This window comes from Allopusillimonas ginsengisoli, from assembly GCF_004153455.1.
GTDB classification, from domain to species: Bacteria; Pseudomonadota; Gammaproteobacteria; order Burkholderiales; family Burkholderiaceae_B; genus Allopusillimonas; species Allopusillimonas ginsengisoli.
The window spans coordinates 138765-153105 of record NZ_SDQE01000001.1; the positions used below are offsets into that span (position 1 = coordinate 138765).

Annotated in this window: 12 protein-coding genes; 8 read left to right on the plus strand and 4 right to left on the minus strand. The window is 59.4% G+C overall.

The window, feature by feature from the left end; translation table 11 throughout:
* Nucleotides 1-11: 11 nt before the first annotated feature.
* From kynA to ERE07_RS00755, 4 genes are all read left to right on the plus strand, one after another.
* Nucleotides 12-890, plus strand: coding sequence for a tryptophan 2,3-dioxygenase (kynA, locus tag ERE07_RS00740; protein ID WP_130006972.1), 879 nt, complete (start codon nt 12-14; stop codon nt 888-890).
* An 84-nt stretch (nt 891-974) separates the two neighbouring features.
* Nucleotides 975-1238: a type B 50S ribosomal protein L31 gene (locus tag ERE07_RS00745; protein WP_130006973.1), complete on the plus strand. Its 264-nt coding sequence runs from the start codon at nt 975-977 to the stop codon at nt 1236-1238.
* Between the two features lie 97 nt (nt 1239-1335).
* The gene (locus tag ERE07_RS00750) at nt 1336-3093 is read left to right on the plus strand and encodes an ArnT family glycosyltransferase (RefSeq protein WP_130006974.1); all 1758 of its coding nucleotides are present in this window, start codon (nt 1336-1338) and stop codon (nt 3091-3093) included.
* Nucleotides 3090-4487, plus strand: coding sequence for an MATE family efflux transporter (locus ERE07_RS00755; RefSeq protein ID WP_245153343.1), 1398 nt, complete (start codon nt 3090-3092; stop codon nt 4485-4487). The genes ERE07_RS00750 and ERE07_RS00755 overlap by 4 nt, the downstream gene beginning before the upstream one ends.
* Nucleotides 4488-4554: 67 nt before the next feature.
* Here ERE07_RS00755 and ERE07_RS00760 read toward each other — a convergent pair whose 3' ends face one another.
* From ERE07_RS00760 to ERE07_RS00775, 4 genes are all read right to left on the minus strand, one after another.
* Nucleotides 4555-5784 carry a quaternary amine ABC transporter ATP-binding protein gene (locus ERE07_RS00760; RefSeq protein ID WP_130006975.1) on the minus strand — a complete coding sequence of 410 codons (1230 nt, stop codon included), beginning with the start codon at nt 5782-5784 and terminating at the stop codon, nt 4555-4557.
* Between the two features lies 1 nt (nt 5785).
* Nucleotides 5786-6637, minus strand: a complete 852-nt coding sequence (locus ERE07_RS00765) for an ABC transporter permease (RefSeq protein WP_130006976.1) — start codon at nt 6635-6637, stop codon at nt 5786-5788.
* Nucleotides 6638-6751: 114 nt separating this feature from the next.
* Nucleotides 6752-7720 carry an ABC transporter substrate-binding protein gene (locus ERE07_RS00770; RefSeq protein ID WP_167670724.1) on the minus strand — a complete coding sequence of 323 codons (969 nt, stop codon included), beginning with the start codon at nt 7718-7720 and terminating at the stop codon, nt 6752-6754.
* 418 nt (nt 7721-8138) lie between these two features.
* Nucleotides 8139-9392 (minus strand): class I SAM-dependent methyltransferase, encoded by a 1254-nt coding sequence (locus ERE07_RS00775; protein WP_130006978.1) that lies wholly within the window; start codon nt 9390-9392, stop codon nt 8139-8141.
* 208 nt (nt 9393-9600) lie between these two features.
* Here ERE07_RS00775 and ERE07_RS00780 point away from each other — a divergent pair, with 208 nt between their 5' ends.
* The 4 genes from ERE07_RS00780 to leuS all read left to right on the plus strand — a co-directional run bounded on the left by ERE07_RS00780 (nt 9601) and on the right by leuS (nt 14339).
* On the plus strand, nt 9601-10797 hold the full coding sequence (locus ERE07_RS00780) for a Bcr/CflA family multidrug efflux MFS transporter (protein WP_130006979.1): 1197 nt from the start codon (nt 9601-9603) through the stop codon (nt 10795-10797).
* A gap of 237 nt (nt 10798-11034) precedes the next feature.
* Nucleotides 11035-11271 (plus strand): 50S ribosomal protein L28, encoded by a 237-nt coding sequence (gene rpmB / locus ERE07_RS00785; protein ID WP_130006980.1) that lies wholly within the window; start codon nt 11035-11037, stop codon nt 11269-11271.
* A gap of 29 nt (nt 11272-11300) precedes the next feature.
* Nucleotides 11301-11468 (plus strand): 50S ribosomal protein L33, encoded by a 168-nt coding sequence (gene rpmG, locus ERE07_RS00790; protein ID WP_094827438.1) that lies wholly within the window; start codon nt 11301-11303, stop codon nt 11466-11468.
* 213 nt (nt 11469-11681) lie between these two features.
* Nucleotides 11682-14339, plus strand: a complete 2658-nt coding sequence (gene leuS / locus ERE07_RS00795) for a leucine--tRNA ligase (RefSeq protein WP_130006981.1) — start codon at nt 11682-11684, stop codon at nt 14337-14339.
* The last annotated feature ends 2 nt before the right edge of the window (nt 14340-14341 follow it).

The following is a 14341-nucleotide window of genomic DNA, read 5'->3' on the forward strand; positions in this document are numbered from 1 at the left end:
CTGCTCACACCATGCCAAACAAGCCCCACTCTTCCAGTGCTTCCTGCCCCGCGGCCGCTGGCGCGCATATCGTTCAGCAAGAAAAAGCACAGCTCGATTTTTCACGCGACATGAGCTATGGCGATTATCTTCACCTGGACGAGCTGCTCAATGCACAGCACCCGCTATCGCCGGAGCACAACGAAATGCTGTTCATCATTCAGCATCAAACCAGTGAGTTGTGGATGAAACTGATGCTGCATGAGCTCTGCGCCGCCACCGGCGATCTGGCTGCCGACCGCCTGCAGCCCTGTTTCAAGAAGCTCGCGCGGGTCAGCAAGATCATGGAACAATTGGTGCATGCATGGGATGTGCTGGCCACGATGACGCCGCCGGAGTACTCCGCCCTGCGCCCTTACCTCGCCCAGTCCAGCGGCTTCCAGAGCTATCAGTATCGACAGATCGAGTTTGCGCTGGGCAACAAGAACGCAGCCATGCTCAAGCCGCATTCACACCGCGATGATATTTATGCGCAAGTGCGCAAGGCCTACGAAACCCCGTCACTCTACGATGAGGCGCTCAGGGCACTGCAACGGCAGGGCCTGGCCATGCCCGCCGAATATCTTGACCGCGACTGGACACAGCCTTATGTGGCCAGCGACGCTGTGCAGCAGGCATGGCTTGCGGTGTACCAGCAATCCGACAAGTATTGGGACCTCTATCAATTAGGTGAAAAACTGACCGATCTGGAGGATGCCTTCCGACTGTGGCGTTTCCGCCACGTCACGACCGTCGAACGCATCATCGGCTTCAAGCGAGGCACAGGAGGCACCTCCGGGGTTTCTTATCTGCGTAAAATGCTGGACATTGTGCTGTTTCCTGAGCTCTGGAAATTGCGCACCGATCTGTAATCAGCTAGAATTATCAGTTACCTTGGATACGTTGCCGGATACTGATCCGGCTGGCGACCCGAAAATCACCCACAGGACTTAATCATGAAAGAAGGCGTGCACCCCGAATACCGCGAAGTGGTGTTCCTGGATCAGCAGACCGGCAGCAAGTTTATTTCTCGCTCTACGCTTACCAGCCGCGAAACTGTCGAACTGGACGGCAAAACCTACCCCTTGTTCAAATGCGACGTCACGTCCGAATCGCACCCTTTCTATACGGGCGCACAAACGCGCATCGTCGAAACCGGCCGCGTTGAAAAATTCCGCGCCCGCTTCGCGCGCACTGCTGGCACGGTTCGCAAGGCCTGATACCGCTGCACGTATCAGCCTGTGCATAAAAGGCAGCCTTAGGGCTGCCTTTTTCATTTAAGATACACCCTAGTCCTTCACTCTTGGCGCCCGTCCAGTGTCTCTTAGCGATTCCGTATCGACTCCCGCCCGTCTCACCGCCACTGCAACGGTGAAACTGCCACGCCTGGCGCTTCTAGGGGTTGGCCTTATTTATATTCTGGCTGGCCTGTTTTTTCGGGATCCATGGAAAACAGACGACGTCGTTGGCCTGGCGGCCATGCTGACAACACTGCATGAAGGCGGTGTCACTTGGTTGCTGCCCCAGATAGGTACGTTTGCGCACGCCCAGGATGGGCCGCTGAGTACCTGGGTGGGCGCGCTGTGCATCTGGGCGTTTGGCCCGTTCTTCAAGCTCTTTACCGGCGATACGCTGGATGCCGCCATCATCGCGTCGCGCCTGCCAAATTTTCTGTGGTTCGGCCTGATGACGGCATCCGTCTGGTATGGCAGCTATCTGCTGGGCCGGCGCCCCGAGCCTCAGCCCCTGGCCCTGCCTTTTGGCGGCGAGCCAACAGTGCAGAATTATGGCCGCATGATTGCAGACGCTGCGCTGTTGTTGATCGTCGCCACGGTCGGCATTGTGTGGCGTATGCACGAAACCTCAGAAGTGCCGGCCATTATTGCCTTCCAGGCACTGGCCTTTTACTCCGTCGCCCGCATGCTCGACCACCCCGCGTCAGGCGCTACGACACTCGGGCTGGCGCTGGCGGCCGCCTTTCTCACACGGGGCTGGATAGGCGCGCTTCCCATCATGCTGGCCATTCCCTGCATATTTACGCCGCGCAGCCCACTCTGGCGCGAGAAAAAATGGCTGATCGTCACCGCCACCTTGTGTACAGCCTTGATACTGCTGTGGTGGATACCGGCCCGACAACTAGGCACCTACTGGACCCAATCCTGGATAGTCTGGAATACCAGTTCCTTTACCTGGCCGGATTACCACGAAGTACTCAGTATCTTTCGCGATCTGCCCTGGTTTTTGTGGCCAACCTGGCCGCTCGCTCTGGTGGCCATCTGGCAGTGGCGCGGATGGCTGAGTGCTCCGCATATACGCATCCCACTCATGTTCGCCCTGTGGCCGCTGGTTACCATGATGTTTCTGGTCGATGCGTTCGAGCCTGAATACAGCCTGATGGCCATTCCGGCTGCTGTGCTGGCGGCGTTCGCCCTGCCCACGCTCCGGCGCGGCTTCGTCAATTCGCTCGATTGGTTTGCAGTCATGTGCTACACACTCACCTCCGCCACCGTCTGGCTGGGGTGGATCGCACTGCAAACCGGATGGCCGGAAAAAATATCCCACAACATTGCCCGCCAGACGCGCGGCTATGATGTCTATATTTCCTGGCCTGCGGTCATCATCGCCTTGTTTGGCACGCTGGCCTGGCTGGCGCTGGTACGCTGGCGACTGCACAGCAAGCCTGCGGGCCTGTGGCGCGGGACAGTGCTGTCGGCCGGCGGGCTTATCGTCACCTGGCTGCTGCTGGTAACCCTCTGGATGCCGGCACTGGATTATGTTCGTAGCTATCGCACGGTTTCGGGCCAGCTGGCGCACGTGCTGCAAGAAAACCTGCCGCCGGGAGAATGTGTACGCGCCCATGGCCTGGGAGCAGGACAGCGCGCCTCCTTCCTGGTGTTCAATAACATCAACTTCAGTTACGACTCGCACTGCGCACTCGTGCTTCAGCAAACCAACCCAGATAGCCTGAAAGACGGTTCCGCCGCCTATTCAGACACAGGTACTGTGCTCTGGATCGGCAAGCGCGGCGCGGACCGGCACGAAGTCTTCCGCCTGCTGCGCCTGCGCGAACCGTGACAAAAGCCAAGGGCGCGCAGCCCCTGTCGCATCACATCCAGGAAACGCTCCGACAGGCTTGGCCTGTCCTGGTCAGCTCTTGGGCCAGTATTGTGTTCGGCGTCATGGATACCGCCATGTCTGGCCACGCCAGCGCGGCAGATTTGCAAGCCATGGCGCTTTCGGGCTCCATCTACATCACCGTCTTTGTGGGCCTGATGGGCGTCATCCATGCACTGATCCCCATTATTGGACAACTGTTCGGCGCAGGGCGGCTCACGGATGTGGGCAAAGCCTGGGGCCAGGGCGTCTGGCTCGCGGGCGCACTGTCCATAGTGGGCGGCGCTGCCATGCTGTTTCCGGACATGTGGCTGGCTTTTTCGGGCGACGTCGAACCCCAGGTGCGCAACAGCATTGCCTGGTACCTGCGGGCGCTGGTTGTCGCCCTGCCAGCCATGCTGTTGTTTCGCACGATTTATGCGATGGGATCGGCGGTATCCCGCCCCAGAACCGTCATGCACATCAACCTGGCCAGCGTCGCGGTCAAATTCACGCTGAACTGGATATTCATTTTCGGCAAGCTGGGCATGCCCGCGCTGGGCGCAATGGGCGCGGGCCTCTCAACGGCCATCGTGGCATGGCTCATGCTGTCTGCCGGGCTCTGGGCCATCCATCACGATACCTATTTCCAGCGCTTCCAACCTCGCGTGGGTCGGCCTGACTGGCGGGCACAAAAAGAACTGCTGCGCCTCGGACTGCCCATGGGCGGTTCTTATCTGATCGAAGTGTGCGCATTCACGTTCATGGCGCTTCTGGTGGCGCGCGAAGGCATGTTCGTTACGGGCGGGCACCAAATCATGGCCAACCTGGCAGCGCTTTGCTACATGATGCCGATGGCGGTGGGGGTGGCATCGGCTTCGCTGACGGCGCAAGCCATTGGAGCGCGCGATATGGCACGCGCGCAGGCCACGGGCCGGGCGGGCCTGCTGATTGTCCTCACCGGCGCCATCCTGACAGCGATTGCACTAGTATCAGGCAAGGGCCTCATTCTCAAGATGTATACAGACGAAGTGCAAGTCGCACTGGTTGCGGCGGCCCTGCTGCAGATCCTGCCCTGGTTTCATCTTTGCGATGCCATGCAGTGCATCAACTCTTACCTGTTGCGCGCCTACAAGGTTGCGGTAGTGCCACTTATCCTGCAAATTGTGGCGCTCACCGGGCTCGGGCTGATCGGGGGCTGGTGGCTGGGTTTTGGGCCCGGCGCGGGCGCGCTGGCGCCTGTCCTGCAACACATAGCGCCGGGCGCTCCCACGGGAGCAGGCACCATGTGGCTGATGGCCATGACAGGACTGGGCTTTTCGGCCTTACTCCTGTTTGGCTGGTACCGGCATATTGTTCGTCACAGCCGGCGCTAGCACCGCAGGACAAACGCATACGCCTCAGCCTCCACCCTTCTTTCCGTGCAGTGCGGCGTTCCGGGCGTCAGGCTGCCCTTCCCGGAGCGTCACCCTCTTCAGACAGAGAAGGCTCGGCGACTTCCAGCGCCGGTGTGACCAGCTCCACAACCTTGCTGCGCGACAATAATCCAAGAAACTCATCATCGTCGCCCGTAACCGCCAATGGTTCGGGACTGCGCAACATGCGACTCAGCACTTCGTCCAGCCCCGCAGTGGCCGGCACGGACGCCATATCCTCCACAAACGCCGCAACGTCGCGGGCGCCCTGCCTGACTGCGTGCTCACATGCATCGCGCGTCAACACGCCTGCCAGGCGCTTGCCGTCCAGCACGGCGGCGTAGCTGAAATTCAGCGCAGCCATGCGCTCCAGCGCGTGCGAAGGGCGCGACCGCATGGTGAGGGTCAATGAGGGCTCGTTAACGGCGTGCGCTGCGTTGAGCACCTTGCCACGATTCACGTCCTGCAAGAAAGACTGTACATAGTCATCGGCAGGGGCCAGCAGAATATCCTCTGGCGTACCTTCCTGAATCAGCTCGCCATCCTTGAGAATGGCAATGCGGTTGCCCAAGCGCAGCGCCTCATCCAGATCATGTGTAATAAACACGATTGTCTTGTTCAGCCTGGCCTGCAACTGCAGCAACTGGTCCTGCATTTCGCGGCGGATAAGCGGATCCAGTGCCGAGAAAGCCTCGTCCATGAGCAGGATTTCCGCATCTGTTGCCAAGGCGCGCGCCAGCCCGACCCGTTGCTGCATGCCGCCCGACAATTGATGCGGATACTGGTGCTCAAAGCCGGCCAGGCCCACTTGCTCCAGCCAGTGCTGGGCACGTTCGCGGCGCTCGGCCTTGCCCATGCCCTGGACCCGCAAACCATATGCAGCATTTTCAATCACCGAGCGATGCGGAAACAGACCGAAGCGCTGGAACACCATGCTCATCTTCTGTTGCCGGAATTTCTCAAGCGCCGTTTTTCCCAGAGACATAACATCAATATCGTCCACCAGGATCTGACCGCCACTCGGCTCGATCAACCGGTTGAAATGGCGGATAAGGGTGGATTTTCCCGATCCGGACAGACCCATGATGACGAAAATGCTTCCCTCTTCGATGGACAGACTGATATTGCGCAGCCCCAGCGTGTGCCCGCTCTTGGCCAGCAGGTCTTCCTTGGAAATGCCTTGACGAGCCTGATCCAGCCATCGCTCGGGATGCGGCCCGAAAATCTTAAAAATATTGCGTACTTCGATCTTGCTCATATCAGGCTCCCTTGCGCTGACGTCGCCCGAATTCCTGGGTGATGCGGTCGAAAATAATGGCAATAATGACGATGCCCAGACCAGCCAGAACGCCGCGCCCGACCTGCAACCGGTTGATACCCTGAAGTACTTCGTAGCCCAGGCCGCGCACCCCGATCATCGACGCAATGACCACCATGGCCAGCGCCATCATGGTGGTCTGGTTGATGCCTGCCATGATGTTGGGCATGGCCAAAGGCAATTGCACCCCGAACAGCTGTTTGCTGCGATTGGCGCCGAACGCGCGAGAAGCCTCCAGCACTTCGGAATCCACCAGCCTTATGCCCAGGTCGGTCAGGCGTATGACCGGCGGCACCGCATAGATAATGGTGGCAATGATGGCCGCGATCTTGCCCAGATTGAACAGCATCACGACTGGAATCAGATACACAAAGCTGGGCATCGTCTGCATGACATCCAGGATGGGCAGCATGACGGCGCGCAGCCATTTGAAACTGGCCATCATGATGCCGACCGGAATGCCTATGGCCACAGAAATGATCACGGCGACTATCATCAGGGACAACGTCTGCATTGCGGCATCCCACAAGCCGATGAAGCCAATCAGGCACAGCATGGCGCCCATGGCAATCGTAAACAACACGCGGCGGCTGGCAAACCAGGCCAGCGCCATGATGGCCAGTATTACCGCCCACCAGGGCGAATGGCGTGTAATCTGATCCATCCAGATGAGTACATCCAGCAATGGCTGGGTCAGGGCTCGCAGCAGATCGGAATACTGCGCGACGATATTACCGACGAAATCATCGATGGGCGCCCTCAGGGCGCGCGGGGCAATTATCTCGGGAAACATATATCCACTCCATAGAACCAGTAAAGGCGGTGCGCCACATGGTGCACCGCCTGTTCAGTGGGCCGGCTGCATGCCGGCTGCCCCGCCTGGCGGCGGGGCTCATGATCCCGATCGCTACAGCGCCGCTTTAACGCGGTCGGCCACATCAGCGGGCAGCCATGCCTGCCAGACATCCGTCTTGTTCTTCAGGAACCACTCTGCGACATCCACAGGCTCGGCTTCGTTCTCTTCCATATACGCCATGGCTTCATCCATCACCGGCAACGGCACCGCCACTTTGGAAAGGAATTCCGTGAGCTTGGGCGCCTCTTGCGAGAACTTGGTGGAAACCGCGGTGAACACCGGATTTTCCGGATAATCGCTGGGCTCTGGATTGGCGCAGTTTGGATCGGTCAGGCAAGTATGCTTTTCCTTGTCGTAGGCAGGCAATTCGAGCTTGACCAAGTCCATCGAGCCAACCAGTGGCGTTGGATACCAATAGTAGAAAACGATGTTTTCCTTACGCTTGTAGGCAGCGGTGAGCGCGGCCTTCTGAGTTGCGCCGGTACCGGGAGAAAACAGCGTAAACGAATCCTCCAGTCCCAGGGCCTTGTACAGATTGCCGCTCACCACCTCGCACCCCCAGCCCGCAGGACAACCGTAGAAGCGGCCTTTGGAAGGCTCTTCAGGATCGGTGAACTCATCCTTGAACTTGGGCAGGTCTGCAGCCTTTTTGAGATCAGGCAGGCGCTCCGCCGTATAGCGGGGAATAAACCAGGCCTCGCCGCCCATATAGATATCGCCAATGCGCTTGACCTTGCCGCTGGCCTCGGCCTGGGCCCACGGCTCGGCCACGCTGTTCAGCCAGATTTCGGTATTGACATCCAGATCGCCGCGCTCCAGGGCCGCGAGCGCGGGCAAGGTTTCGGTAGGCAAGACTTCAGAATCGCAGCCATAGCCTTTGTCGGCAATGAAGCGCTCAACCTCGACCAACACAAGGTTGGATTCCCAGTTCATGCCGCCGAAGCGAACATCGCGATCGAGTTCGCATTGCGGGCCATCGGCCGCGCCGGCGGCCCCAGGCGCCATGGCCAGCGCGGACATGGCGGCAATCAGGCCGAGGGAAACGTAAAGCCGCCGAAATGGCGACACAGCGCTAGTTGCAAGCGCGCGGGACGTGAAGGACACGTTAAAAGACATGGCTCTGCCTCCTTGGGTTAGATGGACGCGTGGGCACAGGAACAACCATTGCGCCAGGACTAAGGGGAGGTGTGCGGAAGACGGAACACCGCCGATACATACCAGCACTAGCGTGGAAAGTACGGAGTACTTGTTGACAGGTAATGAGGCTGGAACATGCCAGCCCACCATACGCCAGAATTGAATAAAACTACTAGGGTTTGCGGCATTTTATGAGCAAATGCCTGCAATTGTAAAATCCAGGCCGGTGGATCCGCTGACTGCGCGGCCTGTTCGCGGGCAATCCAGAGGCCTCTGACGAGCCTGACGGCGCGCTGCGCAGTCAACCGTAAATATAATCGCGGCGCCAAGGATAGGCCTGATCCGCGGGCTCGTCCAGCTCGTCGGCGCGCCCCGCCGAGATGGGCTGCGCAAGCACCTGATGCAACGCGATCCAGCCATGCTCGAATCCCATGGCGCACCCTGCCAGATACATGCGGTAGGCGCGTAATGCGCGCTCGCCTTCTTCGCCCGACAGAATCCGACGCGCCTCGGGAAGCCGGGCCTCGAGGGTGTCGCTCCATGCCCAAAGGGTGCGTGCATAGTGCGGGCGCAGGTTTTCGATATCCAGCCCTTCAAGCCCACCGGACGCCAGATGGCCCAGGACATGACTGATGTGTGTCAGCTCGCCACCCGGGAAAATATATTTTTCGATGAACTCACCCATGCCAGCACCCAGCTCGGTATTGTCGATGCCGCCGGCCGTGATGCCATGGTTGAGCACCAGACCGCCCTGGCGCACCAGCCGATGCAATTTCGCAAAATATCCGTCCAGCTGGGCACGCCCCACGTGTTCGAACATGCCGACCGATGCCACCTTATCGTAAGGCTTGCTTTCGTCGAGCTCGCGATAATCCCGCAGCTCCATGCGCACGCGGCCAGACAGGCCTTTTTCTTCTATCAGGCGATTGACATGCGCGTGCTGGTTGCGGGACAGCGTGATGCCCGTGGCATCCACGCCATAATGCTCCGCAGCCCACATCAACAGCCCTCCCCAGCCTGCGCCCACATCGAGAAAACGCTCGCCCTCTTTCAGGCGAAGCTTGCGACAGATATGATCGAGCTTGGCCTCTTGCGCCTGCGCCAGCGTCATGTCGGGTGAGCGAAAGTAAGCGCAGGAATACACCCTTAGGGGATCCAGCCAAAGCGCGTAGAAATCGTCTGACAAATCATAATGGAACTGGATCTGGCGCGCGTCACGTTCGATGGAATGGCGCCAGACCGACACCAGGCGGCGAATCAGTTCGGTAAGACGCCCAACGCGCGCGGCATCGATCGGTGAGCCCGGCAAGATGGCGGCGGCCACGCGCATGAGATCGCGCATGGAGCCATCGACATCGAATTTCCCTTCTACGTAATCCTCGCCGAGCACGCCCACCTGCCCCGCTACCAGATGGGCCAGCGTAGACTTATCTTTGATGGTGAGACGAACATCTGGATTCGACGACCCAGCCGTTTGCCCATCGGGCAAGACCAGTTGAACTGGCAACGGCAATGACGATAACTTAGATTCGACAGCTGACAAAACCGGACTCAAGGCCAACTCCTCTACAAGAATCGCAACGTAGAAAATAGTGCCACATATACAGCAGGAATGAAACAAGGCTTCGCGTGCTAAGATTTGTTCTGGCCGCGATACGCGGCCTCATCATCCCGCCCCAACTCTTTCCCGTCAGGATCGCGCCAGGCTGCCTCTGTTTTCAACTGGAACGCTTCCTGCCCCGGATCCGGCTGTTGTTTTCCTCATGCCCCCTGCTGCAAACTCACTGACCACCATACCGCGCTGGCTGATCCTGATGGGGCTGCTGACCGCCCTCGGTCCACTCGCCATCGATATGTACCTGCCGGCGTTTCCGGCGATCGTGGCGGGGCTGGCCACCACACAGGGCCAAGTCGAGCGCACGCTGGCCGGCTACCTGCTCGGCCTGGCGCTGGCCCAGCTGTTCTACGGCCCGATGGCTGACCGCTATGGCCGCAAGCCGCCCCTGATGTTCGGGCTGGCGATCTATACCGTGGCCGCCCTGGGCTGCTGCCTGAGCGCCAACATCGATCAACTCACCTTCTGGCGGGTTGCCCAGGCCTTCGGCGGCGCCGCCGGCATCGTCATTCCCCGCGCCGTCATCCGGGACAACTTCGACACGCGGGATGCCTCCAAGGCGCTGTCCATCCTCATGCTGGTAATGGGGGTCACGCCCATTCTGGCGCCGCTGCTGGGTGGGCAGGTGTTGCTATTTGGCAACTGGCGTGGCATTTTTGCCATCATGGCGGCCAGCTCCGGCGCCCTCTTCATTGCCGTGGCGCTCACCATGCGCGAAACACTGTCCCCCGAACGCGTTGTGCCGCTGCGGCTTTCCACCATCAGGAAGAACTACATCGCCCTGATGCGCCACAAGCAATTTCTCTGTTACTCCCTGGCCGGCGGCATGGGGTCCGCGGGCATGTTCGCGTACATCGCCGGATCCCCCCGAGTATTTATCGACATTCTGGGTGTTGATCCGAAATTCTTCGGACTGCTTTTTGGCGTGAATGCGGCCGCGCTGATCATTGCGGCACAGATCAGCGCGCGCCTGCTCTCCCGCCATACGCCCGAAACGCTGCTGCGTACCGCCCAGATCACACTGGTCATCATGACACTGGCAGGCCTGGCGCTTACGCTAGCGGGCGCCATCACGCTTCCACTGCTGATGCTCTGCCTGATAGGATTCATGGCCAGCCAGGGCTTTGTTAACCCGAACGCGGCGGCGCTGGCGTTATCAGAACAGGGTAATCGCCTGGGCGTTGCCTCTGCCCTGATGGGCACATTGCAAATGCTATGCGGTGCCGCGGCGGGCCTGGCCGTCAGTGCCTGGCAATCCCCCACCCCGTTGCCGCTAACAGCTATACTGGCTCTTTGTGCCTGCGCATCGTGGTTGTTTGGCCGCATAGCCCTCAAGGCAGCTTGATTACAAGCCGCTTTTCATATTAGAATGCTAGGCTTTACAGATTAGCAGGCCTGTTTTGGCTGCCTTTCATTGCACTTTCTTTTGGTGCGCTACACATCCGGTCAAAGGCCAACGTCCCAACACGCGTACTTTGCGGGCATGGTGCAAAAACGGTGTGCAATCAAAGGCAGGCATCGTCACTTCGTTGTGGCAAGCCAACAGGCCCGGCATTTCAGGCAAATTACAAGGGGTATTACCATGGCACGCGTATGCCAAGTTACCGGCAAAGGCCCAATGGTGGGCAACAATGTTTCGCACGCTAACAACAAAACCAAGCGCCGTTTCCTTCCCAACCTGCAATCGCGCCGGTTCTGGGTCGAAAGCGAAAACCGCTGGGTTCGTCTGCGCGTTTCTGCCAACGCCCTTCGCACCATCGACAAAAATGGCATCGAATCCGTCCTGGCCGATATGCGTGCCCGTGGCGAGCTGGCCTAAGCGCCCGCTAGCAAACTAAGGAGCCCAACATGGCAAAAGGTATTCGCGAGAAAATCAAACTCGAATCCACCGCTGGCACTGGTCATTTCTACACAACGACCAAAAACAAGCGCAACATGCCCGAAAAGATGCTGATCAAGAAATTTGATCCCGTTGCTCGCAAGCACGTTGACTACAAGGAAATCAAGCTCAAGTAAGTTTGCTTGATTTGCCTGGATTCCAGAAAACCCTGCTCCTGTAGCAGGGTTTTTCTTTTTTGGCGCTCTGCCCGGCAACTGCAGCAAACCATTTCGCTTAGCCGTTCGGGGCCCAAACCCTTGCAAAACAGCCCTCAACCAACACACCACCCAAGCAGCCTATAATGTCGGGTTACCATAAACACCCTTGACTACCATCAAAGCCTCGCCGCCATGCAGGAACGCTACAGCCCCAACAACGTCGAAAACGCCGCTCACCAAGACTGGGAGGCCCGCGACGCCTACCGTGTCACCGAATATGCCAAGAACCCAGACGGCTCGCTCAAGCCCAAGTTCTACGCCTGCTCGATGCTGCCCTATCCCAGCGGCAAACTTCACATGGGGCACGTGCGCAACTACACCATCAACGACATGATGGCGCGGCAGTTGCGCATGCGCGGCTACAACGTGCTCATGCCCATGGGCTGGGATGCCTTCGGCATGCCGGCTGAGAACGCAGCCATCAAATCCCAGGTGCCACCCGCCAAATGGACCTACGACAACATCGCCTACATGAAGAAGCAGATGAAGTCGATGGGCCTGGCCATAGACTGGTCGCGCGAAATGTGCGCCTGCGACCCCGAATACTATAAATGGAACCAGTGGCTGTTCCTCAAGATGCTGGAGAAAGGCATCGCTTACCGCAAGACCCAGGTCGTCAACTGGGATCCGGTCGACAATACCGTGCTTGCCAACGAGCAGGTTATCGACGGTCGCGGCTGGCGCTCCGGCGCGCTGGTGGAAAAACGAGAAATCCCCGGCTACTACCTGCGCATTACCGATTACACCGACGAGCTGCTCGATCAGGTCAAGAACGGCTTGCCCGGCTGGCCCGAGCGCGTGCGCCTGATGCAGGAAAACTGGATAGGCAAGAGCGAGGGCGTGCGATTCGCCTTTACTCATGATATCCGCGACGATGCGGGCCAGTTGATCCAGGATGGCCGCATGTATGTCTTCACGACACGTGCCGATACCATCATGGGCGTCACCTTCTGTGCCGTCGCCCCTGAGCATCCCCTGGCCACGCATGCGGCTCAGGGCAAACCTGAACTGGCGGCTTTCATCGAAGCCTGCAAGCAAGGCGGCACCACAGAAGCCGAACTGGCCACTCGCGAAAAAGAAGGGATGCCCACCGGCCTGTCCGTCACCCATCCCCTCACCGGCAAGCCCGTCGATGTATGGGTCGGCAACTACGTACTCATGAGCTATGGCGATGGCGCCGTCATGGGCGTGCCAGGACACGACGAACGCGACTTCGCCTTTGCGCGCAAATACGGCCTGCCCATCGTAGACGTGATTGCGGTCGAAGGCATGTCGTACTCCACCGAGCAGTGGCAAGACTGGTATGGCGACAAGCAGCGCGGCCATACGGTCAATTCCGGCAAATACGACGGGCTTGCCATTGCGCAGGCCGTCGACGCCGTAGCGGCCGACCTGGCCGCATTGGGCCTGGGCGAAAAACAAACCACCTGGCGCCTGCGTGACTGGGGTATTTCACGCCAACGCTACTGGGGCACCCCCATCCCCATCATTCATTGCCCGGACTGCGGCCCTGTGCCCGTCCCCGAAGCCGATCTGCCCGTTGTGCTGCCCGACGACCTGATCCCCGATGGCAGCGGCAATCCCTTGGCCAAGAACGAAGCCTTCCTGGCCTGCAAATGCCCCCAATGTGGTAAAGACGCCCGCCGCGAAACCGACACCATGGATACCTTCGTGGATTCGTCGTGGTATTTCATGCGCTACACCTCGCCCGGCAACAACCAGGCCATGGTCGACCAGCGCAACGACTACTGGATGCCGATGGATCAGTACATCGGCGGCATCGAGCACGCCGTGTTGCATCTGCTCTACGCCCGGTTCTGGACACGCGTAATGCGTGACCTGGGTATGGTCAGCTTTGATGAGCCGTTCACGCGCCTGCTGTGCCAGGGCATGGTGCTGAACCACATCTATTCGCGCAAGAATGCCCAGGGCGGCGTGGAATACTTCTGGCCCGAAGAGGTCGAAAACACCTACGACGCCAAGGGTACGATTACGGGAGCCAAGCGTATATCGGACGGTTCCGCCGTCGAATATGGCGGCATCGGCACCATGTCCAAGTCCAAGAACAATGGCGTCGATCCTCAATCCTTGATCGATGCCATGGGCGCCGATACTGCCCGCCTGTTCGTGATGTTCGCCAGCCCACCCGAGCAAACACTGGAATGGTCCGATTCGGGCGTGGAAGGCGCCAACCGCTACCTGCGCCGGCTTTGGGCCTTCTGCCACAGCCATCTCGACACGATCAAGCAAGGCCAGACCACCGGCGCTGCCTGGCAGGACGCCAGCGATGCAGCTCGAACACTGCGCCGCGACATCCACGGGCTGCTCAAGATGGCCGATTACGACTATCAGCGCATCCAGTACAACACGGTAGTATCGACCTGCATGAAAATGCTCAATGCGCTCGAATCCGCCAAGCTGGCCGCAACGCCCGCAGATGCACGCGCCCTGGCGGAAACCACCTCCATCCTGCTGCGCGTGCTCTATCCCGTGGTGCCACACATCACCTGGCAATTGTGGCGCGACCTGGGCTATGTGCAAGCAGATGGCGATTTGCTGGATGCGTCCTGGCCGCAAGTCGACGCCCAGGCTCTGATCGCGGACGAAATCCAGCTCGTGTTGCAGGTCAACGGCAAGCTTCGTGGCTCTCTCACCATTCCCAGCGAGTCGACACGAGAGCAGATTGAACAGGCTGCGGCAGGTCATGAGGCGGCCCTTCGCCACCTTGAAGGCCGGCCAGCCAAGCGCGTCATTGTCGTGCCGGGTAAACTGGTCAACATCGTCGGCTAAAA

Excerpts from the sequence above, each read along its gene's own strand:
- kynA (WP_130006972.1), top strand. The coding sequence starts at position 12 with ATGCCAAACAAGCCCCACTCTTCCAGTGCTTCCTGCCCCGCGGCCGCT.
- ERE07_RS00745 (WP_130006973.1), top strand. The coding sequence starts at position 975 with ATGAAAGAAGGCGTGCACCCCGAATACCGCGAAGTGGTGTTCCTGGAT.
- ERE07_RS00760 (WP_130006975.1), bottom strand. The coding sequence starts at position 5,784 with ATGAGCAAGATCGAAGTACGCAATATTTTTAAGATTTTCGGGCCGCAT.
- ERE07_RS00765 (WP_130006976.1), bottom strand. The coding sequence starts at position 6,637 with ATGTTTCCCGAGATAATTGCCCCGCGCGCCCTGAGGGCGCCCATCGAT.
- ERE07_RS00770 (WP_167670724.1), bottom strand. The coding sequence starts at position 7,720 with ATGTCCGCGCTGGCCATGGCGCCTGGGGCCGCCGGCGCGGCCGATGGC.
- ERE07_RS00780 (WP_130006979.1), top strand. The coding sequence starts at position 9,601 with ATGCCCCCTGCTGCAAACTCACTGACCACCATACCGCGCTGGCTGATC.
- rpmB (WP_130006980.1), top strand. The coding sequence starts at position 11,035 with ATGGCACGCGTATGCCAAGTTACCGGCAAAGGCCCAATGGTGGGCAAC.
- rpmG (WP_094827438.1), top strand. The coding sequence starts at position 11,301 with ATGGCAAAAGGTATTCGCGAGAAAATCAAACTCGAATCCACCGCTGGC.
- leuS (WP_130006981.1), top strand. The coding sequence starts at position 11,682 with ATGCAGGAACGCTACAGCCCCAACAACGTCGAAAACGCCGCTCACCAA.